This is a genomic window from Mesorhizobium sp. WSM4884 (genome assembly GCF_029625675.1).
GTDB lineage: Bacteria > Pseudomonadota > Alphaproteobacteria > Rhizobiales > Rhizobiaceae > Mesorhizobium.
This window is the reverse complement of record NZ_JARTVO010000020.1, coordinates 61785-85431: the sequence shown is the minus strand read 5'-3', so window position 1 is coordinate 85431 and position 23647 is coordinate 61785. Positions and strand designations below refer to the sequence as shown.

Sequence of the window (23647 nt, the reverse complement as noted above, 5' to 3'; positions counted from 1 at the left end):
GGCAGGCCGTCCTTTCGGCCACGGTAGCTACTGATTCTACAAAGGGATGACGAAAGATGGATTTCGACCTCATCGTGCGCGGCGGCGCGCTGCCGGACGGCAGGATTGCCGATATCGGCATCGCCGGCGAGACTATTCGGGCGATCGAGGCGGAACTGCCGGGCTCGGCCCGCAGCGAAGTCGACGCGCGCGGCAATCTCGTCTCGCCGTCCTTCGTCGATCCGCATTTCCACATGGACGCCACGCTGTCATACGGCATCCCGCGCATCAATGCCTCGGGCACGCTGCTCGAAGGCATCGCGCTCTGGGGCGAACTGAGGCCGCTTTTGACGCATGAGGCCGTGCGCGACCGCGCGCTCGCCTATTGCGACTGGGCCGTCTCGATGGGCCTGCTCGCCATCCGCAGCCATGTCGACGTCTGCGACGACCGGCTGCTTGCGGTCGAGGCGCTGCTCGACGTCAAGAAGACGGTCGCGCCCTATATCGACCTGCAACTGGTCGCCTTTCCGCAGGACGGTCTCTACCGCTCGCCGACGGCGCGCGAAAACACCATCCGAGCGCTGGACATGGGCGTCGACATCGTCGGCGGCATCCCGCATTTCGAGCGCACCATGGCCGACGGCACGCGCTCGGTGACGGAGCTTTGCGAGATCGCCGCCAAGCGCGGCCTGATGGTCGACATGCATTGCGATGAGACCGACGATCCGCTGTCGCGCCATATCGAGCAGCTTGCCTATGAAACGCAGCGCCTCGGCCTGCAGGGCAGGGTAGCCGGCTCGCATCTCACCTCCATGCATTCCATGGACAACTACTACGTCTCGAAGCTCCTGCCGCTGATTGCCGAAGCCGGTGTCTCGGCCATCCCCAATCCGCTGATCAACATCATGCTGCAGGGGCGCCACGACACCTTCCCGAAGCGGCGCGGTCTGACCCGGGTGAAGGAAATGCTGGCGCTCGGCATCCGCGTCGGCTGGGGCCAGGATTGCGTGCTCGATCCGTGGTACTCGCTGGGCACCGCCGACATGCTCGACGTCGCCTTCATGGGGCTCCACGTCGCCCAGATGTCGAGCCCGGCCGACATGGCGCGCTGCTTCGACATGGTCACCAACGTCAACGCCGCCATCATGGGCCTCGACCATCTCGGGCTTGCGGTCGGCAAGCGGGCCAGTCTGGTCGTGCTCGACGCCGGCAACCCGATCGAGGCCGTGCGCCTGCGTCCCGAGCGCCTCTTCGTCATCGCCAGGGGCAAGGTGGTTGCCGAGCGGACGAAGCAGGAGACCAGGCTGTCGATCGCCGGCCGGCCGGCACAGGTGAACCGGCGGCATAAAACGGCGTAGGTCCCCGGGTCTCCGTTTGACTGGTCGCGTGCGCGGACGGACGACGCTTCGGCCGGCGTCGATCCCCCTGGTCCTACGAATTTCGCTCGTCAAACCGGTCGCTTGCGGCTAGGGAGCCGCATGGCTCAGACCATCGCCCGCAATTTCACGATCCGCAACGTCCTGCTCGCCGGCATCCTTTTGATGCTGGCCGGCGACTTCATGTTCGCGTTGAACGATGCGATGGGCAAATGGCTGGTCGCCTCCTTCTCCGTTGGCCAGGTCGTGCTGATCCGCTCCATAGGCGCCTTCTTCGTGCTCGGCCCGATGATCGCCAACCAGGGCGCGGGCAAGCTGTTCCAGATGGAAAGGCCGCTGCTGCAACTGCTGCGCGTCGTGGCGACCACCCTCGACACCGGGCTCTTTTACGCCGCCGTCGTCTACCTGCCGCTCGCCGACGTGATGAGCTTCTACATGGCCGGGCCGATCTATGTCGCCGCACTCTCGCATCTCCTGCTCGGCGAGAAGGTCGGCTGGCGGCGCTGGCTGGCGATCCTGGTCGGCTTCTGCGGCGTGCTGATCATCCTGAAACCCTCATCGGCGGCGTTCTCGCTGTCGTCCACCTATGCCCTGATCGGCAGCATCGCCTTCGGTTTTGTCATCATCCTCGGCCGGCGTTTGCGCGGAACGAGTGACACCACGTTGGTCACCTGGCAGACCATCGGCACGCTGATTGTCGGCGGGGCGTTCACTATCGGCGCTTGGCGCGCGCCGGCCGCGCTCGATTTCGGCGCCATGCTTCTGCTCGGGGTCGTCTCCTGCGCCGCCCATCTGATGATCACCAGGGCGCTGAAGCTGGCGCCGGCCTCGACGCTGGCGCCGCTGCATTACAGCCTGCTTTTGTGGGCGATCGTCTTCGGCCTGGTTTTCTTCGGCGATATGCCGAGCCCGCGTATCCTGGCCGGCTCTGCGGTTGTCGTGCTCGCCGGCATCTTCATCTTCCATCGTCAGAAGGTGGTGGAAACCGTCGTTCCGCCGGAGAATGTGCCGAAGGGCGTGAACTAACCGCAGGGCTTTCCGCTGCTCAGCCGGCCCGCACAGCTGCAAGGTGCCGTGAAAACTCAGTCATCTCCATCAGCGCCTTGCAGCGGGCGAAGCGACCGTCGGCATAGGCGCGGAAATCGTCGACCGGATTGTCGTTGGCGAGCTGGATCAGCCCCCAAAGCGTCCAGAGCAGGTCGCACATCGCCTTGTGGATGACGACGCGGCCGCGCTCGGCCGGCCTCGCTTCGCCACCGAAATAGGCGCGCATCAGCTCCTCGTCCTGGGCGGCGTCGAACTTGCCTTCGACTGAAAGGTCGCCGAGGTCCCACAATGGATCGTTCATGCCGGAATATTCCCAGTCGACGATCCACATCCGCACGCCCGTATCGAGGAAGTTTTCGCAGAGCGGGTCGCAATGGCAGGCGGCGAGCTGGATCGGATGAGCGGCGAGCGCTTCGCGCACCACCTCGGCTTCGCGCACCACGTCGTGATAGCCGGGCGGCAGAGCGACGTCCTTGGTCGAGAGCACTTTCAGATAGTCGTCGATCATCGCGAACAGCTCGAAGCGAAAGGGAAAAACCGCGCCCGACGCATGCAGCTTTCGGAAGGCTTCGCCGGCCCGCGCCGGACTGCCGGGCCTTGCTTTGAACTTCTCGGGCGACATCGTCTCGGCGCCGGCGATGAAGCGCGTCGCCATTACGCCCGAAGCAGGATCGGCATAAAGCACCTCGGGGCTGACGCCGGCCTTCGCCGCCTCGCGCGCCGCCACCGCCTCGTTGGCGCGGTTGATATATTCCTGCGTGCCCTTGCCGGGAATGCGCAGGCAGACCTCGCCGGCCCTGTAGACACGGTTGGTAAGGCCGCCCAGCCGCTCCAGCGGACCGTCATAGCCGGCCAGCATCGGAATGGCGGCCAGCGCCGAGCGCGCCTCGTCCATCGTCATCCCCCTTTACCATCACGCCATGTTTTGCGGCGGAACGGTTCCACAGTTTTTGCCGCTTGGCTACCATGGGAGACGCGAATCGACGGCGGGAGCGGCAATGGCGGACGGCAAGCACAACAACGCGCTGGGCGCCGCCTACGCGGCGACGCGGCCGGAGGAAGTGGCGGCGATCTACGACAGCTGGTCCGAGACCTATGACGCGGACATGTCGGCCGCCGGCTATCGCCATCCGACGATCTGCCTGGCGCTGCTTGCCCGTCATCTGCCGCGCGGCGCCGAACCTTTGCTCGACGCCGGCGCCGGCACCGGCCTGATCGGCGAATGGCTCGCCATCACCGGCTACCCACAGGTCGAAGCGCTCGACATCTCGCAAGGCATGCTGGACAAGGCTGCGGCGAAGGGCGTCTACGCGGCCCTGCATTGTCTGGCGCTTGGCGGGCCTTTGCCATTCAGCGACGGCGTCTATGCCGGCATCGTTTCTGCCGGCGTCTTCACCTCGGGCCATGTCGGGATCGAAGGCCTGGACGAACTGATCCGCATCTGCCGTCCGGGCGGCATTATCGTGCTGACGGTCAAGAACACGCTCTGGCATGCCGGCTTTGCGGAGCGTATCGCCAAGCTGGAAGCGCAGGGTGCGATAACCCGCGTCGAGGAGACACGGCCTTACGCCTCGATGCCGGGCGAGGCCGATACGGTGCCAAGCAGGGGCCTGGTGCTGCGCGTTGGCTGACCGCGGCCCTGGCTCAGGCCTTTATCTTCTCTCCCGCCGGATCGTACATCGGCTCGACATGGATCCTTGCCGGCGTGCGCTCCATCGCCACCACCAGCTCGTAGTCTCCGGAGGCCAGGAAATCATCGCTGACGCCGTCGGCATTGCGCACATAGCCGTAGCCGATGTTCTTGGCCAGCGTGTAGCCGTAGCCGCCGCTGGTGAGATAGCCGACCGGCTTGCCATCGCGCAGGATCGTCTCGCGCCCGAGCAGCACGATTTCGGGATCGTCCACCGTGAAGCCGGCAAGGCGTTTTGTCAGCGGCTTGCCGGCCGACGTGTCCAGCGCCCGCCGCCCGACGAAGTCGGTGTTCTTCCTGAGCTTCACCGCCCAGCCGAGGCCCGCTTCCAGCGGCGTGTCGTTCGGCGTGATGTCGGAACCCCAGGCGCGATAGCCCTTTTCCAGCCTAAGCGATTCCAGCGCCCGGTAGCCGACCGGCCGGATGCTGTGCTTCTTTCCGGCCGCCATAAGCGCGTCGAAAATCTCGCCCGTGGCGGCGATCGGCACATGCAGCTCCCAGCCAAGCTCGCCGACATAGGTCACGCGCAGCGCCCGCACGTCGTGGCCGGCAATTTTGATCTCACGCGCGTGGCCGAAGGGGAAGGCGGCGTTGGCGACATCCGCATCAGTCACCGCCGACAGCACGTCGCGAGCACGCGGTCCCATCAGCGATAGCGTGCCGAAATCCTCGGTGACGTCTTTCAGCGTCGCATCGAGTCCCTGGCCGATATGGTCGCCGATCCATGAAAAATCATGCGTGCGGAAGCCGGTGCCGGTGACGATGTAGAACCTGTCTTCGCCGAGCCTCGCCACGGTGAGATCAGCCTCGATGCCGCCGCGCGTGTTGAGAAGCTGCGTGTAGGTCAGCCGTCCCACCGGCTTGTTGACGTCGTTGGCGCAGATCCAGTCGAGCGCCTTCAGCGCATCGGCGCCGGTCATCTCGTATTTTGCGAAGGAGGACTGGTCGAATATGCCGACTTTTTCGCGCACGTGGCGATGTTCCTCACCCACCGGCCCGAACCAGTTTTGCCGATCCATGGAGTAAATATCTTCGGGCTCAACGCTATCGGGCGCGAACCAGTTCGGCCGCTCCCAGCCGAGCTTGGAGCCGAACACCGCGCGATGCGTCTTCAGCCGCTCGTAGAGCGGCGAGACGATGCGTGGGCGGCCGGACAGATATTCCTCATGCGGGAAGCCGATCGTGTAGTGCTTGCCATAGGCTTCGAGCGTGCGGTCGCGCACCCAGTCGCGGTCGCGGTGCAGGCCGGAAAAACGCCTGATGTCGACCACCCAGAGGTCGAGCGGCGCCTCGCCGTCGACCACCCATTGCGCCAGCACCCAGCCGGCGCCGCCGCCCGACGCGATGCCGAAGGCATTGAAGCCGGCGCCGACGAACATGTTGGCGCATCCGGGTGCTGCGCCCAGGATGAAATTGCCGTCCGGCGTGAAGCTCTCCGGCCCGTTGATCATCTGCTTGACGCCGGCGTTGGCGAGCGCCGGAACGCGCTCGATCGCCTGAGCCATATGCTGCTCGAAGTGGTCGTAATCGTCGTCGAACAGGCGGAACTCCCAGTCGTTGGGAACATCGCCCCCCGGGAGATCAGTCGTCCATGCCTGCGGGTTCGGCTCGTAGCCGCCCATCACCAGCCCGCCGACCTCTTCCTTGAAATAGGTGCGGCGGTCGGGGTCGCGGATCGTCGGCGCGTCGTTGGCGAGCCCGTCGATCTTCTCGGTGATGATGTATTGGTGCTTGACCGGTTGCAGCGGCACGTTGATGCCGGCCATCGCGCCGACTTGGCGTGCCCATTGTCCGGCGCAGTTCACCACCTTGTCGCAGGCGATATCGCCCTTCTCGGTCTTCACGGCCGTGATGCGGCCGTCCTTCATGTCGAAGCCGGTGACGCGCACGTCCTCGAACAGTTTGGCGCCATGCATTCGCGCGCCCTTGGCAAGCGACTGCGTGACGTCGGAGGGGCTCGCCTGGCCGTCGGTCGGCAGCCAGGAGGCGCCGATGAGATCGCTGGTTTCCATCAGCGGCCACATGCGCTTCACCTCGGCCGGGGAGAGCAGCTGCATATCCATGCCGAAGCTCCTTGCCGTCGTCGCCAGCCGCTTGAACTCGGTCCAACGGTCGGCGTTGGTCGCCAGTCGCAAACAGCCGGTCATCTTCCAGCCGGTGGCAAGCCCCGTCTCGGCCTCAAGCCCCTTGTAGAGCTCGACCGAATATTTGAGCACGCGCGTGATCGAGGCCGAGGAGCGCAACTGCCCGACCAAGCCGGCCGCGTGCCAGGTCGAGCCCGAGGTCAGCTTGCCCTGTTCCAGCAGCACCACGTCGGCCTTGTGGTCGCGCGCCAGGTGATAGGCGGTCGAGCAGCCGATGATGCCGCCGCCGATGACGACGATTCCGGCGTGGCTGGGCAGGCTCATGGGTGCAGTTTTCCGTACTTCGTCTGGTAGTTTTCCAGCGCCGCGTCGAGCCGCACCAGGTTCTCCTCGGTGTAGGCGACGTAGTCGATGCCGGGCGCATCGAGATAGAGCTCGGAGACCATGCTCCACATCGCCTCGCGCAGCAGCGAGGCGCATTGCATGGCCGCGTGCGACCGGCGGATCTCGCTGTCCGGCTCCTTCATGAAGTAGGCGGTCAGGAAGGCGAAGGACTCCTCGTCGCTCATGCCGGCATTGGAGGCCGCGCCGGCGAGATCGAACATGGCCGTGTTGAAGCCGGCATATTCGAAATCGATCAGCCACAGCCGCTTGCCGTCGTCGAGGATGTTCGCCGGCAACAGATCATTGTGGCCGAAGACGATCGGCAAAAGCTTCTGCGCCCGTTCGAGCTCGTCCGCCAGCGTCAGATAACGCGGCAGCTGGTCCTTCTTGCGGCTGCCGCCTTCGTCCAGCGTGCGGGCATAGTCGCGGATCACGTGGAACACCCAGAACATGAAGCCGGCGCCGGAGACGTGGTTCGGCATCTCGCGATGGAAGCCGCGCAGCAGCGCCGCCACGCGGCCGAGATTGGCGCGCACGTCCTCGCCGAGAAAGGTCCTGGCGCCGAGAAATTCCGTCACCAGGATTCCGGGCTCGGCATAATGCACGGCCGGCGCGAACCCTGCCGCATGCGCTGCCCGCGCCGTCATCACCTCGCGCTTGCGAAAGACATGGTGGAACGGGAAGTCCTGACCGAAGCGCACGACATGCCGTCCGGCGCCGTCGGTGACGACATAGTTGGCGTTGCTCAGGCCACCTGGTAGCGGCACGATCTCGATTGAACCGCTCCAGCAGGGCAGTGCACGGATGCGATCTTCGGCAACTGCGGGCCCACTCACGGATTTGTTCCTGCTTCAGCCGGCTTTCGACAAAGCGCCGGTTTCTGAAAAAGCGATGAAAAAGAACAAAAAAGCCTCGTCGGTGCGGAACGCCGGGATTGATATCCCTCACCGCACCGACGAGCCCCTTGGCCAGGTTTAGGATCCCGGCATCCGCCCCCGCGGATTCGAAAAAAGCTCGCGCCAGGCACGTTCCAGAAGATCTGGTCGGTCAATTGCGGCTCTGCCATCATCCTCCCGTGGCAGTTCCGAGCCTGTCACAGGGTTGATCTCACGCCAGCGCGAGCCGACTGTCAATCAAAAGCTGTGACCTTTTTTGGGTGTTTTGCCCGAAAATATAAGCAATTCCTTTAAAAGCGTTAGGAATGCCTTAGAATCGGTCAAAATCCCGGACATTCACATGATCCACTCGAAACGGCATGGCGAAATCCTGCGGCTCCTCAACGAGGAGGGCACGATCACCATCGCCAGCCTGGCCGAGCGGCTGGGCGTGTCGCTGGAGACGGTGCGGCGCGACGTCAGGCCGCTCACCGACGACGGATCGATCCTGAAGATGCATGGCGCCGTCGGCTTGCCGTCGATGGCCGGCGAGGCGCCGTTCGAGCGCCGCATGCGCGAGAATGCCGAGGCAAAGCGCCTGATCGCCCGCATGGTCGCGGCCACCATCCGCGACGGTGAGTCGGTCATGCTCGACACCGGCACCACCACGTCCTTTCTGGCGCGCGAGCTGCTCGGCCATCGCCGGCTGACGGTGGTCACCAACTCGTCCGACATCGCCCGCACGCTGGCGACGGTGAACGGCAACAAGGTCTACATGGCCGGCGGCGAGTTGCGCAGCGATTCGGGCGCGGCTTTCGGCGTCACCGCGATCGATTTCGTCAGCCGCTTCTCGGTTAGCCACGCCGTGATCTCGATCGGCGCGGTCGATGCCGTCGCCGGCCTCACCGATTACGAGCTGGAGGAAGCGGAATTCGCTCGCATGGTGCTGTCGCGCGGCCAACGTTCGTTGGTCATCACCGACCATACCAAGTTCGGCCGGCAGGGACTGGTCCAGGTCTGCGGCTTCGACGGCTTTTCCGAGCTTGCCACCGACCAGCCGCCGCCGCAGGACATCGCCGCCGCGCTGAGCCATGCCGGGGCGCGGCTCAGCATTGCGGTGGCTTAAGGCAATTCCAGGTGATTTGATCCAGCCGGAGATGAGCGGTTGGTGAGCTCCGATGGGCCGTCACAGCTCAATTGTCCCACTTCCCACAGCCGCATTGGCCGTGTTTAGTCCGGCCATGGCCTTCACCATCCGTCAGCTCCAGTTCTTCGTTGCCGTGGCCGAGCAGGGTACGGTGTCGGGCGCCGCGCAGAACCTCTCCATTTCGCAATCCTCGGTCACCGAGGCGATCAAGGAACTGGAGAGCGACCTCGGCGTCGAATTGTTCGAGCGTCATCCGCGCGGCTTGAATATCACGCACAAGGGTCACCAGTTCCTGCGCCACGCGACCAAGATCCTGGCCGATGTCTCCGATGCGCGCCGCGCTTTTCTCGGCGATCAGATGACGGCCGGCGGGCGGCTGCAGCTCGGCGTCACCTCGCTAGTTGCCGGCTACGTGCTTTCCGATTTGCTGGCGCGCTACCGCCGTGCCTACCCGAGCGTCGAAGTCTCGGCCATCGAGGACAACGGCGACTATCTCGAGCACCTGCTGGTCGGCGGCAAGCTCGACATCGCCGTCATGGTCACCTCGAATCTGCGCGACCGCACCGCGCTGCAATCCGAAATCCTCGAAGTTTCCGCCTATCGGCTCTGGCTGCCGCTCAGTCACAAGCTCGCCAGCGCCGATATCATCTCGATCGGCGACATCGCCTCCGAACCGCTGATCATGCTCACCGTCGACGAGATCGAGGAGAACACCGGTAAGCTCCTGGCAGCGATCGGCGCGAGACCCCACGTCGCCTTCCGCACCCGCTCGGTCGAAGCCGTGCGCAGTCTCGTCGCCACCGGCGCCGGCGTCGCGCTGCTGCCCGATCTCGTCTACCGCCCCTGGTCGCTCGAGGGCGACCGCATTGAATCCCGCGATATCTCCGGCTCGCTTCCGGTCGTCCAGGTCGGCATGGTCTGGCGCCGTGGTTCCAGCCTGCCGCAGGCCGCCCGCGACTTCATCGGCCTCGCCCAGTCGCAGCGTATGGTCCGTCAGCGGCTTTGAAAGCTATCGGAAAATCCGATATCGCCTTTCTGATAAATGAATTTGCGAAACCGGATTTTTCACAGCAATTTTCCTGCCAGGGAACAAAGCCGCCCGGGAGCGCGGCGGTCGGGGTGCTGAGAGCTCCGGCGTTCAGGTTTGCGCATGATCCTTTCCGAAAACCGGACCGGTTTCGGGGTCATGCGCCAAAATGGGAGATCGATGATGAATGCATTCCTGAAGTCATGCACGGCGTTGACGGTTGCCCTGACCTTCTCGGGTCAGGCGATCGCCCAGGTCAAGGAGATCGGCAAGGGCGAGGGCGAGGTGAATATCGTCGCCTGGCCCGGCTATATCGAGCGCGGCGAGACCGACAAGAACTACGACTGGGTGACTGCCTTCGAGAAGGAGAGCGGCTGCAAGGTCAACGTCAAGACTGCCAACACCTCGGACGAAATGGTCTCGCTGATGAACGAGGGCGGCTTCGATCTCGTGACGGCTTCGGGTGACGCTTCGCTGCGCCTGGTCGCCGGCAAGCGCGTGCAGCCCATCAACACCGATCTCATCAAGAGCTGGAAGACGGTCGACGATCGCCTGAAGGACGCGCCCTGGTTCACGGTCGACAAGGTGCACTATGGTGTTCCCTATCAGTGGGGCCCGAACGTCCTGATGTACAACACCGACGTGTTCAAGGAAGCGCCCAAGAGCTGGAACGTCGTCTTCGAGGAAATGAAGCTACCCGACGGTAAGTCGAACAAGGGCCGCGTCCAGGCCTATGACGGCCCGATCCACATCGCCGATGCCGCCAACTACCTGATGTTCCACAAGCCGGAACTCGGCATCAAGGACCCCTATGAGCTCAACGAGGACCAGTACAAGGCGGCTCTCGACCTGCTGCGCACGCAGCGCACGCTGGTCGGCCGCTACTGGCATGACGCCGCCATCCAGGTCGACGACTTCCAGAACGAAGGCGTGGTCGCTTCCGGCTCGTGGCCCTATCAGGTGAACACGCTGGTCGCCGCCAAGAAGCCGATCGCCTCGACCGTTCCCGAAGAAGGCGTCACCGGCTGGGCCGACACCACCATGATGGAGGCGGACGCCGCCCATCCGAACTGCGCCTATATGTGGCTCGAGCACTCGCTGTCGCCCAAGGTCCAGGGCGACGTTTCGGCTTGGTTCGGCTCGCTGCCGGTCGTGCCGGCCGCCTGCAAGGGTAACGAGCTGCTCGGCGAGGAAGGCTGCAAGACCAACGGCTACGACAATTTCGAGAAGATCAAGTTCTGGAAAACGCCGGTGTCGAAATGCGCCAGCCAGAACGACCAGTGCGTGCCCTATTACCGCTGGGTGTCGGACTATATCGGCGTCATCGGCGGGCGGTAGGCTCGCCTAGCCTTTGGAAATTGGCGCTGCCCCTCACCCTTACCCTCTCCCCGTGAAGAACGGGGAGAGGGGTCGCCAGCGCTGGAGGTTGTCCCTTCTCCCCGTCCTTCACGGGGAGAAGGTGCCGGCAGGCGGATGAGGGGCAGCGCAGACGCCCGAATTTGAGGCCTGATCTTCAAGGCAGCCCATGACCTCCGCCGTTTCCTTCAAACAAGTCTCGCGCCATTTCGGCAGCGTGCGCGCCGTCGATGCGGTCGATCTCGAGATCGCGCCGGGCGAGTTTTTCGCCATGCTCGGGCCGTCCGGTTCCGGCAAGACGACCTGCCTCAGGCTGATCGCCGGCTTCGAACAGCCGACGGCGGGCTCCATTTCCATCTTCGGTGAGCGCGCCGAGGGCGTTCCGCCCTATCGCCGCAACGTCAACACCGTCTTCCAGGACTACGCGCTCTTCCCGCACTTGAACGTGCTCGACAATGTCGCCTATGGGTTGATGGTCAAGGGCGTCGGCAAGGCCGAACGGTTGAAGGCGGCGGAAGAGGCGCTGTCGCTGGTCCGGCTGCCGGGCTACGGCGCCCGCCGTCCCGGCCAGCTCTCCGGCGGCCAGCGCCAGCGCGTCGCGCTTGCCCGCGCGCTGGTCAACCAGCCCAAGGTTCTGCTGCTCGACGAGCCTCTCGGCGCGCTCGACCTCAAGCTGCGCGAGAACATGCAGGAGGAATTGAAGTCGCTGCAGAAGGTGCTCGGCATCACCTTCGTCTTCGTTACCCACGACCAAGGTGAAGCGCTCTCGATGGCCGACCGCGTCGCCGTCTTCAACGACGGCAGGATCATGCAGGTCGGCACGCCGGAGGATATCTACCAGCGGCCGAAGACGCGCTTCGTCGCCGATTTCGTCGGCTCCTCCAACGTGCTGCCGCCGGATTTCGTCCAGCGCTATTCCGGCCAGCATCGCTGGGGGAGTCTCAGGCCTGAATCCATCCGCGTCTCCCCCGCGACGAGCGGCGACGGCGTGGCGGCGCGCCTGGTCGGCACCAACTATCTCGGCGCCACCACCAGGTTGGCGCTCGATGCCGACGGGCTCAGGCTCCATGCCATGGTGCCGGCGGGTACGGCGCTCCCCGCCGAGGGTGAGGCCGTGATGCTCACCTTCAACCGCGAGCACCTGCATCTGATGGACGAGACGGCATGAGAACGGTTTGCGCGAGGCACCCCCCTCTGTCCTGCCGGACATCTCCCCCGCAAGGGGGGAGATCAGCAGCTCGTCTGTCTCGCCCGTTCTGCAGCGTCGGAAATTGGCGAAACCGGCGGCGACAGCCAATCCCCCTCGCGGGGGAGATGTCCGGCAGGACAGAGGGGGGTGTGAAGAAACGAAGCCTCTCCGCCATTGATCCAATCAAGACGGCAGGCGCCTCATGACCATCGCCGCTGTTCAATCCAATCCCGCCCCCGCCATCCTGCCGGGCAGCGGCGGCATGCGCGGCGCTCTCTCCGACCTCTTCTGGCGCCGGCCGACACTCCTGCTTCTTCTGATGCTGCTGCCGCCGCTTCTGTGGTTGGGCATCGTCTATATCGGCTCGCTTTTCGCTCTGCTTTTGCAGAGCTTCTTCTCGATCGACGAATTCTCCGGCCTCATCAACCGCGAGTTCACGCTGAAGACCTATGGCGACCTGTTCCAGGCCGCCAATCTCGACATCATCCTGCGCACGGTGACGATGGCGGCGCTTGTCACGCTCGCCTCCGCGGTCGTGGCTTTCCCCATCGCATACTACGCGGCACGCTATGCGCGCGGCCGCTGGAAGGCGCTGTTCTATCTCGGCGTCATGCTGCCACTGTGGTCGAGCTACCTGGTCAAGATCTATGCCTGGAAGCTGATCCTCGCCAAGGAAGGCATCCTCACCTGGCTGTTCGCCAAGCTGAACCTGCTTTGGCTGCTCGACGGCTGGCTGTCGCTGCCGATCGTCGGCGGCAACTCGCTGTCGGTGTCCTTCACCGGCACCTTCATCGCCTTCGTCTATGTCTGGCTGCCTTTCATGATCCTCCCCGTTCAGGCGGCGCTCGAGCGCGTGCCAGGCAACCTGGTCGAAGCCTCGTCCGATCTCGGCGCCTCACCCGGCCAGACCTTCCGCAATGTGCTGTTTCCGCTGGCGTTGCCCGGCATCGTCGCCGGCTCGATCTTCACCTTCTCGCTGACATTGGGCGACTACATCATCCCGCAGATCATCGGCACCTCGCGGCTCTTCATCGGCCAGGCCGTCTACTCGCAGCAGGGAACCGCCGGCAACATCCCTTTAGCCGCCGCCTTCACCGTGGTGCCCATCGTCATCATGGGCTTCTACCTCTGGGGCGCCAAGCGCATGGGGGCTTTCGATGCGCTCTGATCGCGGCCAGTCCGCTCCGCTCGGCCTGAAGATCGCCGCCGCCTGCGGCCTGCTGTTCCTGCACCTGCCGATCCTTCTGATCTTCGTCTACGCCTTCACGACGGAAGAAAAGAGCTTCGTCTGGCCGCCGCCGGGGCTGACCACGCAATGGTTCGCCGTCACCTGGAATCGGCCGGACGTATGGGAGGCGCTGTCGCTGTCGATCCGCGTCGCCGCCATCTCGACAGCGATCGCGCTGGTGCTGGGCACGCTCTGCGCCGCTGCCGTCTCGCAGACGCGCTTCTTCGGCCGCGAGACCATTTCGCTGCTGGTCATATTGCCGATCGCGCTGCCCGGCATCATCACCGGCATCGCGCTGCGCTCGGCCTTCGCGCTGGCCGACATCCCGTTCTCGTTCTGGACGATCGTGCTCGGCCACGCCACCTTCTGCGTTGTCGTCGTCTACAACAACGCCGTCGCCCGCTTCCGCCGCACCTCCGGCTCGATGATCGAAGCCTCGATGGACCTCGGCGCCGACGGCTTCCAGACGTTCAGGCATGTCGTGCTGCCCAATATTGCCACCGCGCTCCTTGCCGGCGGCATGCTCGCCTTCGCGCTGTCCTTCGACGAGGTCATCGTCACCACCTTCACTGCCGGCCAGCAGCAGACCGTGCCGATCTGGATGCTGGAGGAGCTGATCCGCCCGCGCCAGCGCCCGGTCACCAACGTCGTGGCCATGGTGGTCGTGCTGGTGACGCTGCTGCCGATCTTGCTTGCCTATTACCTGACCCGCGACGGCGACCAGATCGCCGGTTCGGGAAAATGAACAGTGAATAGTGAATGGTGAATGGCGAGTAGTGAATAGAAAGATACGCAGTGAAAATCGCCACTACTCACTAATGCCTACTCACCATTCACTATTCACCATTCACTTCTCTTAAGGAGAATCCTATGGATACCCAGATGCTGATTGGTTCGACCTTCCAGAAGGGCACCGAAACCGAGGAGCCGATCCTCAATCCGAAAACCGGGGCGACCATCCTCAACTTGGCCGAGGCGAGCCCGGCGCAGGTCGAGGCCGCCGTCAGTGCCGCCGAACAAGCGTTCGTCAATTGGTCGCGCACGACGCCCGCGCAGCGTTCGGGCTATCTCCTGAAGATCGCGGACCGTATCGAGGCGGAGGCGAAGGAGTTCGCGGCGCTCGAGGCGTTGAATTGTGGCAAGCCGATCAACGCGGTGCTCAATGACGAGATCCCGGCGATCGTCGACTGCTACCGCTTCTTCGCCGGCGCGGTGCGCTCGATGCCCGGCCAGGTCGCCGGCGAATATCTGCCCGGCCACACTTCCATGGTGCGGCGCGACCCCATCGGTATCGTCGCCTCCATCGCGCCCTGGAACTATCCACTGATGATGATGGCCTGGAAGCTGGCGCCAGCGATCGGCGGCGGCAACACGGCCGTCTTCAAGCCGTCGGAGCAGACGCCGCTGACGGCGTTGAAGCTGGCGAAGATACTCTCGGAGATTCTGCCGGAAGGCGTCGTCAATGTCGTGCTCGGCCGCGGCGACAGCATCGGCAATACGCTGATCAACCATGCCAAGGTCAACATGATCTCGATCACCGGCGATGTCGCCACCGGCAAGAAAGTGCTGCAGGCCGCCGCCAAATCGGTCAAGCGCACGCATCTCGAGCTCGGCGGCAAGGCGCCGGTGATCGTGTTCGACGATGCCGACCTCGGCGCCGTGGTCAACGGGCTTCGCGCCTTCGGCTACTACAATGCCGGCCAGGACTGCACTGCCGCCTGCCGCATCTATGCCGGCAAGAAGATCTACGACAGGCTCGTTGCCGACCTCTCCTCGGCGGTTTCGACCATCAGGTACAACCTTCCCGAAGATACCGAGAACGAGATCGGGCCGCTGATCTCGCGTCGCCAGCGCGACCGCGTCTCGAGTTTCGTCGAGCGCGCCTCGGAGCTGAAGCACATTGAGATCACCACCGGCGGCAAGCCGGGCGAGGGCTCGGGCTTCTACTATCAGCCGACGGTTGTCGCCGGCGCGCTGCAGGAGGACGAGATCGTGCGCCGCGAGGTATTCGGTCCGGTCGTCTCGGTCACCCGCTTCTCGGAGGTCGACGAAGCGGTGAACTGGGCCAACGACAGCGACTACGGCCTCGCCTCGTCAGTGTGGACCAAGGACATCTCGCGCGCCATGGCGACGGCCGCCCGCCTGCAATATGGCTGCACCTGGATCAACACCCACTTCATGCTGACCAACGAGATGCCGCATGGCGGGCTCAAGCAGTCCGGCTACGGCAAGGACATGTCGCTTTACGCGCTGGAAGACTACACTGCCGTTCGCCACGTCATGGTGGCGCACGGCTAGCGCTTTACCTCTCCCCTTGTGGGAGAGTTCGGATTGCCCCGAATTGCTCTTCGCAAATCGCTTGGCAATCCGGGTGAGGGGTAAGCTTGGCGCCAGGCTGGCCCCTCATCCGACCGAGCTTCGCCACCTCTCCCGTGGGGGAGAAGGAAACGGAGGCAAGCATTTCAACCAGGGAGGAAACAACAATGCAGCGCCGCCAATTTCTGACATCAGCAGCCGTCGCCGCCACGCTTTTCGCCGTGACGCCGTCCTTTGCCGGAGACACCGCGCAGTCGGTGGTCGAGGCCTACGTCGCGGCCTGGAATGCACATGACTCGGCCAAGGCCGCCGGCTACTTTGCCGATGACGTGACCTATTACGATGCCTCCGTCGGCAAGCCGGTGGCCGGCAAGGACGCCGCCAAGACCGGCGTCATCGACAACTTCCTGAAGGCCGTTCCCGATGCCGTTTGGACAATGAAGGGCAAGCCGGTTGTCGATGGCGACCGCGTCTCCTTCGAATGGGAGTTCTCCGGCACCAACACCGGCGCCTGGGGCGACGGCACGGCCGCCACTGGCAAGAAGTTCTCCTTCACCGGTGCCTCGATGTTTTCCATCAAGGACGGCAAGATCGCGACCCAGAGCGACTATTACGATGCGCTCGGCTTCTACAAGCAGCTCGGCCTGATGTAGGAAGCGGCGGCCCCCATTCTCCCTTGTGGGAGAAGGCGGCTTGTCGCAAAGCGACAAGGCGGACGAGGGGTGTTCCAGCTTGGCGCCAACTCACCCCTCACCTGGATTGCCAGCCGATTTGTGAAGGACAAATCGGAACAATCGTACCTCCCCCACAGGGGAGAGGTACGGCCGCTCAGGCCACTACTCCACGATCCGGAAGATCTGCCAGACGCTGGTGCCCGACACCACATAGGGCTCCAGCTCCTTGCCCCATTTGGCGTGCGCTTCGATCTTGGCGATCTTGGCGAAGAATTCCTCCAGCTGGGCCAGGCTCTCGACCTCGTGGTGGGCCTCGATCGTCGCTTCTCGCGCGCCGACTGAACCGGTCATGAGTCGGAATTTCAGGTCGGCGAGGCCGACCTGCGAGCCGATCTCGCGCTCCCATTTCCGCATCAGTTCCAGTGCGGTTTGCTTGTGTCCGAACTTGGCATCGATCTGCCATCTGGCGCTGAACATTTGCTTCTCCTCCCTGATTTGCGGTTGAGCCGCGGTTGGTCTACTCGTCCCAGGCCTGCACGACCGTCTGCCGTGCAATGCGGCCGTTCTTCAGTTCCAGCATCGCCGCGCAGAACACTTTCGTGCCGTCCGGATAGGCGCAGGCTTGCGTGAAGGCGAGGCTGTCGCCTTCGGCGATGGTGGTGTCGACCTTGTGGGTCATCGCCCGGCTGCAGATGTCGTCCCAGAAGGTGCTGATCGCCGCGCGGCCACGGATTTCGCGCGGCTTGCTCGGCGGATTGTTGCGGTCGATAACGCGCACCAGCGCATCGTCATTGTAGAAGCTCGACAGCAGCTTGCCGTCGCGGCCCTCGATCGCCTTCTTGATCGCCGCGCCGTCCACAATTTGTGTCTTGGTCAGCATTTTGATCTCCATGGCCCGTCCGACCGGGCGTTCGATTGGGGCGCTGCCCGGTAAAGCACCGGGCAGCGGGTTCTCACTGCGACTTCGCCTTGACGGCGGCGAACAGGTCGTCGGTCTGCTTCTTGAAGCTGGCGAGGTCTACCTGGCTGCCGTTGAGCATCGTCGACCAGTGGCGCACGATCGCCGCCATCGCCACGGCCTCCTTGATCTCCTCGTCGCTCGCGCCGTTGGCCTTGGCCGCCAGCGTGTGGAAGTAGATGCAGTATTGGCAGGGGATCTGCGAGGCGACCGCGAGGCCCATCAACTCCTTGGTCTTGCCGTCGAGGGCGGTCTTGGGATTGAGCTGCACGCCCTTGATCTCGGCCCAGGCGCCGGCAACGGCGACGTCCGGCAGCGTCTTGAACATGTCGGGCACCGTGCCGAATGTGGCCTGGATGTCCTTGTAGGCGGCCGTGGCCGAAGCGTCTTCGGCCCGCGCCGAGGTGATGGCCAGCACTGCGCCTGCGGCAAATGCCAGCAATCCGATCTTGCGATTGAGTTTCAGCATTTAATCCTCCATTCGCTAGGCCGTCTCGGCGACATCGCCTGGCCCGCATGGGAAGAATTCGTAACCCTCAAGCGGCCCTCGCCGCTTCGCTCGAAAGCGCCATGGCTCTCATGGCCCGTCCGGGCCAGCGTGCCTGGCCGAAAAGGCCGCGGCGGCCGCCCGCGACGGCAGGTCGAGCTTGAGCAGTATGTTGGCGACGTGCCGCTTGACCGTATGCTCGCTGAGTTTCAGCTCGGCGGCGATCGCCGCATTGCTCATGCCGTCCGCAATCAGGCTCACCACCTCGCTTTCCCGCGCAGTCAGCGCCGCCGGCTCCGCGGCTTTAGGTTTGGGGCGGCAGGCCGGCTCCAGATGCTGTTCCGATGTTGCCTGAACCACCGGCAGCGGCTCGCCCAGTTCGTCGAGGCTGATGCGGCCGGCATCGACGAAATGCAGGCCGGAGCCTATTGCAAGTTCGGCAACCAACCGCGAAGCAAGGATGTCGCCACGCCCGGCATGGGTGGCGAGCTGCATTGTCACCCGCGCAGTCAGGCCGACCGGCTGGCCGCGCATCTCGATCTCGCCCACATGCACACCTTGAGCGCTCGCCACGCCGATCTGCTGCGCCGCGTCGCGCAGCGCCGCCGCGCAGCGTATGGCGCGCGCCGGCCCGTCGAAACGCGAGATCATCAACTCGCCATGTGTGCCGGCGACACGCCCGCCATGGCGCCCGACCAGCAGCCGCCATGTTTCCTGGAAGCGCTGGCTGCGCTCGCCCCACATGCGGTCGCCGAGCTTGGCCGTGTCGTAGATCCGCGTCGCCAGCAGCGCGGCAAGCACCCGCTCGGTGTCTGCCACCGCTGGCTGGCCGGTCAGGCACTCCTCGATCAGGTCGGCCACCCGGTCCACGTCCCCGGTCCAGATCGGATGGTCGCGTCCGGGTATCTCGACCAGCCGGGCGCCATGGATCTTCCTGGCGAGGAAGCGGCTGGCCTCCGGATCGACGCGCGCGTCGTTGCGGCGATGGATGAGCAGCGTCGGCGCGCTGATCGCGGACAGGAGGCCGCGCACGTCGATCCCGGCATTCATTCGGGCAAGCGCTGCCGCCGCGGTCGGGCTGGCCGACAGCCGCTCGAACCGTGCCCACCACCGGGAAAAATGCGTGTCATCCACCCGGCCCGGCGCGAAATTGGGCAGGGTCGCGCCGGTGCCCCATGAGGTCTCCGCCGTTTCGATGAAGGCCTCGAGGCGTTCGGGCGACATCACCCATTTGTGAAAATGCGCATAGCCGCCATAGAGCACAAGCGACCGAGTCCGCTCCGGGTAGGTGGCGGCGAACAGCATCGCCATTGGCGCGCCTTCCGAAGCGCCGAGGATCGCCGCGCGGCCGCTGCCGGCGGCGTCCATCACCGCGCGCACGTCGTCCATGCGGGTCTCGAGGCTCGGCAGGTGACGGGTGTCGACGCGGTCGGAAAGCCCGGTGCCGCGTTTGTCGAACAGGATCAGCCGTGAGAAAACCGACAGCCGCTTCAGCAGCCTGCTATAGCCTTCATCTTCCCACTGCAGGTCCAGATTGGAGATGAAGCCTGGAACGAAAACGAGATCGAACGAGCCTTGGCCGACCACTTGGTAGGCGATCCGCACATCCCCGCTACGGGCGTACCTGGTTTCGATAGGCCTCAACGCAAACTGCCCCGTCCGGCCAGACGATTTCCTGTCCGCGACCATAGCAGAGGCGCGCCGCTTACGGCAGCCAAACTTTAGAGGGCGGAAATATAAGACCTGTGGCGCCGAGGGGCGCGGCGGCCCCTATTTGTGCGGAACTGCGCCCTCGGCATCGGCGGGCCTGGCATAGCCGAGGCTCTTGTCGGCCTGTTCAGGTGTCAACGGGCGCTTGATCTTGGCCGAGGCGGCGATCACCAAGTCATCGAAATCCTCCGGATCGCCGTCCAGCAGCTCGAAGAACTGCCGCCGCATCCTGGGCTCCCAGAACTTGTTGATGTGCTCGGCAACGCCGGTAATGCCTTCCTCGCGCGGCTTCGAATGGAAGAAGGTGGCAATCTGATTGGCCATGCGCACCAGCTTTTCCTTGGTGCTGGCGATGTGGTCTTCGTCATGCGACATGCTTGGCAACTCCGGAAGCCACCCGGTCGGGGTGGGTGAAAATATCGAAATCGTCGCCGCGCACCAGCGCCACCAGCGTCATGCCGGCAGCCTCGGCTGTGCGGATGGCAAGTGCGGTCGGCGCCGAAACCGCCATGATGATCGGCGCGCCGATGGCAGCGGTCTTTTGCACCATCTCCACCGACACGCGCGAGGTGACGACGACGGCGCCGCTTGCGCCGTCGATGCCGGCTTTCGCCAACGCGCCCGCGAGCTTGTCCAGCGCGTTGTGCCGGCCGACATCCTCGCGTGCCATCACGATGCCCTTGCCGGGAACGTAGAAGCCCGCGGCGTGCACCGCGCCGGTTTCCGTATGCAGCGGCTGCAGCTTCGACAGAAGCTTGACCGAACGGATGACGTCCTCGGCCTCAAGCGTAAGCTTCGACGCACCCACAGCGTCGACCGAACGCATCGCTTCCTCGATGGATTCGATGCCACACAGGCCGCAGCCGACCGGTCCGGCGAGCCGGCGCCGCCGCGCCTGGAAGCGCGTATTGGCCTGGTCCTTCAGCTTGATCTGGATGTCGATGCCGGCGCCGAGATCCTCCACCTCGATCACCTCGATCTCTTCCGGGTCGGCAATGATGCCCTCGGTCAGCGAGAAGCCGAGCGCGAAGTCCTCGAAATCGGCCGGGCTTGCCATCATCACCGCATGGGTGGTGCCGGCATAGGAGAACGCCACCGGCGTCTCCTCCGGCACCATGCGGTTCGCGGCCGCGGTGCCGCTGGCGCGACGCGCCAGCCGCGAGATCTGGGCCGTTGCTTTGCGGCGCGCAGCCAAGGCTACTCCGCCGCTTCCAGCGGGGCGATGCGGCGGCTCTGGCGAGCCTGCTCGTTATACTCCCTCTGCCACTCGGTCGGGCCGTTGGACGGCGCCACCTGCACGGCGGTGACCTTGTATTCCGGACAGTTGGTCGCCCAGTCCGAGAAGTCGGTGGTGATCACGTTGGCCTGCGTGTCCGGATGGTGGAAGGTCGTGTAGACGACGCCGGGCGAGACGCGGTCGGTGATCAGCGCGCGCAGCGTGGTTTCGCCGGAACGGCTCGCCAGCCGCACCCAGTCGCCGTCGCGGATGCCGCGGTTTTCGGCATCGTGCGGATGGATCTCCAGCCGGTCCTCGGCATGCCACGTGACGTTTTCGGTGCGCCGGGTCTGCGCACCGACATTGTACTGCGACAGGATCCGCCCGGTGGTGAGCAGCAGCGGGTAGCGCGGTCCGGTCCGTTCGTCCGTCGCCACATATTCGGTGCGGATGAACTTGCCCTTGCCGCGCACAAAGCCGTCGACATGCATGATCGGGGTGCCGAGCGGCGCCTTCTCGTTGCAGGGCCACTGCACCGAGCCGACGCGGTCGAGCAGCTCGAAGGAGACGCCTGCGAAGCTCGGCGTCGTCTTGGCGATCTCGTCCATGATCTCAGACGGATGCGTGTAGTTCCAGTCGAGGCCGATAGCGCGGGCGAGCACCTGCGTCGCCTCCCAGTCGGCGTAGCGCGCCTTCGGCTCCAGCACCTTGCGCACCATGTTGATGCGGCGCTCGGCATTGGTGAAAGTGCCGTCCTTTTCGAGGAAGGTCGAGCCCGGCAGGAAGACGTGCGCGTAATTCGCCGTCTCGTTGAGGAAGAGGTCGTGCACGACGACGCATTCCATCGCGGCGAGACCGGCGGCGACATGCTTGGTGTCGGGATCGGACTGCAGGATGTCCTCACCCTGGATGTAGATGCCCCTGAACGAGCCGTCGACAGCGGCATCCAGCATGTTGGGGATGCGCAGGCCGGGCTCTTCGTCCAGCTTCACGCCCCACAGGCTCTCATAGATGTCGCGCACGGCTTCGCCGGAGATGTGGCGATAGCCCGGCAGCTCGTGCGGGAAGGAGCCCATGTCGCAGGAGCCCTGCACGTTGTTCTGGCCGCGCAGCGGGTTCACGCCGACGCCAGGACGGCCGATATTGCCGGTGGCCATGGCGAGGTTGGCGATCGCCATCACCGTCGTCGAGCCCTGGCTGTGCTCGGTGACGCCGAGGCCGTAATAGATCGCTCCGTTGCCTCCCTTGGCGTAGAGGCGCGCGGCACCCCGAATTGCCTCCGGATCGACGCCGGCCAGCTTGCCGACAGTCTCCGGACTGTTTTCCGGCAGAGCGACGAAGGAGGCCCAGTCCTGGAACTCGGCCCAGTCGCAGCGCTCGCGGATGAAGGCTTCGTCGAAGAGGCCCTCGGTGACGATGACATGCGCCAGCGCTGTCAGCACCGCCACATTGGTGCCGGGCTTCAGCGGCAGGTGGTAGTCCGCCTCGACATGCGCCGACTTCACCATCTCGGTGCGGCGCGGATCGAGCACGATCAGCTTGGCGCCCTGGCGCAGCCGCTTCTTCAGCCGCGAGGCGAATACGGGATGGGCGGAAGCCGGGTTGGCGCCGATGATGACGGCGACGTCGGTGAATTCGACCGAGTCGAAATCCTGCGTGCCGGCCGACGTGCCGTACGTCTGGCCGAGGCCGTAGCCGGTCGGCGAGTGGCATACGCGCGCGCAGGTGTCGACATTGTTGTTGCGGAAGCCTTGCCGCACCAGCTTCTGGACGAGATAGGTCTCCTCGTTCGTGCAGCGCGAGGAGGTGATGCCGCCGATGGCGCCGCGTCCATACTGATACTGGATGCGGCGGAATTCCTTCGCGGTGTGGGCGATCGCCTCTTCCCAGGTCACTTCGCGCCACGGATCGGTGATCTTCTCGCGCAGCATCGGCTTGAGGATGCGATCCTTGTGGGTGGCGTAGCCATAGGCGAAGCGGCCTTTCACGCAGGAATGGCCGTGGTTTGCCTTGCCGTCCTTGTAGGGCATCATGCGGATGACCTCGTCACCCTTCACTTCTGCCTTGAACGAGCAGCCGACGCCGCAATAGGCGCAGGTGGTGACGGCCGAGCGCTCCGGCATGCCCTTTTCCAGCACCGTCTTCTCGCGCAGCGCGTCGGTCGGGCAGGCCTGCACGCAGGCGCCGCAGGACACGCATTCGGAAGCGATGAAATCCTCATGCATGCCTGCGACCATGCGCGATTCGAAGCCGCGGCCCTCGATGGTCAGCGCGAAGGTGCCCTGCACCTCTTCACAGGCGCGTACGCAGCGCGAGCAGACGATGCACTGTGCCGGATCATAGGTGAAATAGGGGTTGGATTCGTCGCGGGCGATGTAGTCGACGGCTAAAGAGCCATGGCCGGGCGCCACGCCGCCTTCTTCCTTGACGTGGTTGCGGCCCTCGACGCCGTAGCGGTTCTCGGTCAGGCCGACCGACTTCGCCACCGCGTCGAACTCGCTGGCGCCGGTTCCGGCCTTCTCGTTCCAGCCGGTCGGGTGGTCGGAGACATAGAGCTCCATGACGCCGCGGCGGATGGCATCGAGCCGCTCCGACTGCGTGCGCACCACCATGCCTTCGCCGACCGGCGTGGTGCAGGAAGCCGGCGTGCCGCCGCGGCCTTCGATCTCGACAAGGCAGACGCGGCAGGAGCCGAAGGAATCCAGCATGTCGGTGGCGCAAAGCTTCGGGATCTCGACCCCGCCTTCCATCGCCGCGCGCATGATCGAGGTGCCTTCCGGCACGGTGATGCTTTGCCCGTCGACCGTCAGCGTGACCTGCTTCGTCGCTTTCGACTCCGGCGTTCCGTAGTCGATCTCTTCGATGAGTGTCGGGAAGTCGGCTTTGATGTTCATCTGCCAGCTC

The 23647-nt window shown here is 64.7% G+C and carries 21 protein-coding genes; 11 read left to right on the top strand and 10 right to left on the bottom strand.

Features of this window, described 5'->3' with window-relative positions:
- Positions 1 to 56: 56 nt before the first annotated feature.
- Positions 57 to 1337, top strand: a complete 1281-nt coding sequence (locus P9236_RS25120; protein ID WP_278077331.1) for an amidohydrolase family protein — start codon at positions 57 to 59, stop codon at positions 1335 to 1337.
- Positions 1338 to 1457: 120 nt separating this feature from the next.
- Positions 1458 to 2381: a DMT family transporter gene (locus P9236_RS25115; RefSeq protein ID WP_278077330.1), complete on the top strand. Its 924-nt coding sequence runs from the start codon at positions 1458 to 1460 to the stop codon at positions 2379 to 2381.
- Between the two features lie 19 nt (positions 2382 to 2400).
- Here P9236_RS25115 and P9236_RS25110 read toward each other — a convergent pair whose 3' ends face one another.
- The gene (locus P9236_RS25110) at positions 2401 to 3303 is read right to left on the bottom strand and encodes a phosphotransferase family protein (protein ID WP_278077329.1); all 903 of its coding nucleotides are present in this window, start codon (positions 3301 to 3303) and stop codon (positions 2401 to 2403) included.
- A gap of 97 nt (positions 3304 to 3400) precedes the next feature.
- Between P9236_RS25110 and P9236_RS25105 the strand changes: the two genes are divergently transcribed.
- The gene (locus P9236_RS25105; protein ID WP_278077328.1) at positions 3401 to 4033 is read left to right on the top strand and encodes a class I SAM-dependent methyltransferase; all 633 of its coding nucleotides are present in this window, start codon (positions 3401 to 3403) and stop codon (positions 4031 to 4033) included.
- A 13-nt stretch (positions 4034 to 4046) separates the two neighbouring features.
- On the opposite strand, the gene P9236_RS25100 is transcribed toward P9236_RS25105, so the two are convergent.
- Entirely contained in the window at positions 4047 to 6500 is a 2454-nt protein-coding gene (locus P9236_RS25100; protein WP_278077327.1) for an FAD-dependent oxidoreductase, read from the bottom strand.
- Entirely contained in the window at positions 6497 to 7396 is a 900-nt protein-coding gene (locus P9236_RS25095) for a phosphotransferase family protein (RefSeq protein ID WP_278077326.1), read from the bottom strand. Before P9236_RS25095 ends, P9236_RS25100 begins: the two co-directional genes overlap by 4 nt.
- 400 nt (positions 7397 to 7796) lie before the next feature.
- On the opposite strand from P9236_RS25095, the gene P9236_RS25090 reads away from it, so the two are divergent.
- From P9236_RS25090 to P9236_RS25055, 8 genes are all read left to right on the top strand, one after another.
- Positions 7797 to 8561, top strand: a complete 765-nt coding sequence (locus P9236_RS25090; RefSeq protein ID WP_278077325.1) for a DeoR/GlpR family DNA-binding transcription regulator — start codon at positions 7797 to 7799, stop codon at positions 8559 to 8561.
- Positions 8562 to 8676: 115 nt separating this feature from the next.
- Positions 8677 to 9588, top strand: coding sequence for a LysR substrate-binding domain-containing protein (locus P9236_RS25085; RefSeq protein WP_278077324.1), 912 nt, complete (start codon positions 8677 to 8679; stop codon positions 9586 to 9588).
- 204 nt (positions 9589 to 9792) lie between these two features.
- The gene (locus tag P9236_RS25080) at positions 9793 to 10947 is read left to right on the top strand and encodes an ABC transporter substrate-binding protein (protein WP_278077323.1); all 1155 of its coding nucleotides are present in this window, start codon (positions 9793 to 9795) and stop codon (positions 10945 to 10947) included.
- A 187-nt stretch (positions 10948 to 11134) separates the two neighbouring features.
- Positions 11135 to 12133 carry an ABC transporter ATP-binding protein gene (locus tag P9236_RS25075; protein WP_278077322.1) on the top strand — a complete coding sequence of 333 codons (999 nt, stop codon included), beginning with the start codon at positions 11135 to 11137 and terminating at the stop codon, positions 12131 to 12133.
- 223 nt (positions 12134 to 12356) lie between these two features.
- A complete protein-coding gene (locus P9236_RS25070; RefSeq protein ID WP_278077321.1) occupies positions 12357 to 13322 on the top strand; it encodes an ABC transporter permease in 966 nt (321 codons plus the stop codon).
- Positions 13312 to 14127 (top strand): ABC transporter permease, encoded by an 816-nt coding sequence (locus tag P9236_RS25065; protein ID WP_127857842.1) that lies wholly within the window; start codon positions 13312 to 13314, stop codon positions 14125 to 14127. Before P9236_RS25070 ends, P9236_RS25065 begins: the two co-directional genes overlap by 11 nt.
- 125 nt (positions 14128 to 14252) lie before the next feature.
- Positions 14253 to 15680 (top strand): gamma-aminobutyraldehyde dehydrogenase, encoded by a 1428-nt coding sequence (locus tag P9236_RS25060; protein ID WP_278077320.1) that lies wholly within the window; start codon positions 14253 to 14255, stop codon positions 15678 to 15680.
- Between the two features lie 185 nt (positions 15681 to 15865).
- Entirely contained in the window at positions 15866 to 16351 is a 486-nt protein-coding gene (locus tag P9236_RS25055) for an ester cyclase (protein ID WP_278077319.1), read from the top strand.
- A 183-nt stretch (positions 16352 to 16534) separates the two neighbouring features.
- On the opposite strand, the gene P9236_RS25050 is transcribed toward P9236_RS25055, so the two are convergent.
- The 7 genes from P9236_RS25050 to fdhF form a co-directional block, all read right to left on the bottom strand.
- Entirely contained in the window at positions 16535 to 16849 is a 315-nt protein-coding gene (locus P9236_RS25050; protein WP_278077318.1) for a hypothetical protein, read from the bottom strand.
- A 40-nt stretch (positions 16850 to 16889) separates the two neighbouring features.
- Entirely contained in the window at positions 16890 to 17252 is a 363-nt protein-coding gene (locus P9236_RS25045; RefSeq protein WP_278077317.1) for a nuclear transport factor 2 family protein, read from the bottom strand.
- Between the two features lie 73 nt (positions 17253 to 17325).
- Complete coding sequence (locus P9236_RS25040; protein WP_278077316.1) at positions 17326 to 17799, bottom strand: carboxymuconolactone decarboxylase family protein; 474 nt, start codon at positions 17797 to 17799, stop codon at positions 17326 to 17328.
- Positions 17800 to 17907: 108 nt separating this feature from the next.
- Positions 17908 to 19422 carry an alpha/beta fold hydrolase gene (locus P9236_RS25035; RefSeq protein WP_278077315.1) on the bottom strand — a complete coding sequence of 505 codons (1515 nt, stop codon included), beginning with the start codon at positions 19420 to 19422 and terminating at the stop codon, positions 17908 to 17910.
- Between the two features lie 165 nt (positions 19423 to 19587).
- Complete coding sequence (locus P9236_RS25030; RefSeq protein WP_278077314.1) at positions 19588 to 19902, bottom strand: formate dehydrogenase subunit delta; 315 nt, start codon at positions 19900 to 19902, stop codon at positions 19588 to 19590.
- Positions 19892 to 20722 (bottom strand): formate dehydrogenase accessory sulfurtransferase FdhD, encoded by an 831-nt coding sequence (gene fdhD / locus P9236_RS25025; RefSeq protein WP_278077313.1) that lies wholly within the window; start codon positions 20720 to 20722, stop codon positions 19892 to 19894. The genes P9236_RS25030 and fdhD overlap by 11 nt, the downstream gene beginning before the upstream one ends.
- A 2-nt stretch (positions 20723 to 20724) precedes the next feature.
- Positions 20725 to 23637 (bottom strand): formate dehydrogenase subunit alpha, encoded by a 2913-nt coding sequence (gene fdhF, locus P9236_RS25020; protein WP_278077311.1) that lies wholly within the window; start codon positions 23635 to 23637, stop codon positions 20725 to 20727.
- Positions 23638 to 23647: the final 10 nt, after the last annotated feature.